At 70.0% G+C, this 397-nt stretch carries 1 pseudogene; it reads right to left on the bottom strand.

Annotated features, from left to right (window positions below):
* A pseudogene (locus tag AC1DN0_RS41695) lies at nucleotides 1–397 on the bottom strand (primosomal protein N'); the annotation flags it as partial.

Raw genomic sequence — 397 nt, 5'->3', positions numbered from 1 at the left:
GTCATCGGTGCATCGCAGCGCTGGCAGGGCGCGGTCCAGCCACAGTCGTGGCACAGCAGCACCGGCGCGTAGCCGCGGCGGTTCTTGAACACCAGTACCTGGTGGCCGGCCTGCAGATGGTCGGCAATGCCCTGCAGCACCTCCGGCGACAAGCCGTCGCGCAACGGCCGCTTGCGCACGTCCAGCACCCGCACCCGCGGCGGCCGTGCGTCGCCGGCGCGTACCTTCAGGCGCAGGTGGGTGTAGCGCCCGGCCTGTGCGTTGTGCAGCGATTCCAGCGACGGCGTGGCACTGCCCAGCACCACCGGCACGTCCAGCGCCTTGGCCCGCACCAACGCGAAATCGCGTGCGTGGTAGCGGATGCCATCCTGCTGCTTGTAGCTGCCGTCGTGCTCTT

This window comes from Cupriavidus sp. 05N39, from assembly GCF_056397325.1.
The sequence above is the reverse complement of the archived record's forward strand: the minus strand, read 5'-3'. Positions and strand labels throughout refer to the sequence as shown.